Genomic DNA, 380 nt, shown 5'->3' on the forward strand with positions numbered 1-380 from the left:
CTCCGCCGCACATCCCGGCCGTCGACGCGCGCCGTCGCCCTCTCCCGCCGGGGCGCCGATTCCGCCACAGTGGGCACGGCCCGGTCCCGCCGTGCCGCCGTGCCGCCATCCGGGCGCGGCCGACTCGCCCACGCCCGGGTGACCCCACCCGACGCGGCGGGCGACGGCGGTAGGACTGCGGTCGGACCAGAGCGACACACCGCTGATCACGGCCCTGATCACGGCCCGATTGGAGACAGCGTTGACCTTCCTCACCATCGGACACCGCGGCGTCATGGGCGTCGAGCCGGAGAACACCCTGCGCTCCTTCCGGCGCGCCGACCGCGAGGGCATGGACGCCATCGAGCTGGATCTGCATCTGAGCAAGGACGGCGCGCTGG

Annotated in this window: 1 protein-coding gene; it reads left to right on the forward strand. The window is 74.2% G+C overall.

Annotated elements, in window-relative coordinates:
- Positions 1-241: 241 nt before the first annotated feature.
- A partial coding sequence (locus ACSNOK_RS33510) for a glycerophosphodiester phosphodiesterase (protein ID WP_436784544.1) occupies positions 242-380 on the forward strand: 139 nt, incomplete at its 3' end.

It is taken from the genome of Streptomyces sp. URMC 126 (genome assembly GCF_051386555.1).
Classification (GTDB): Bacteria; Actinomycetota; Actinomycetes; order Streptomycetales; family Streptomycetaceae; genus Streptomyces.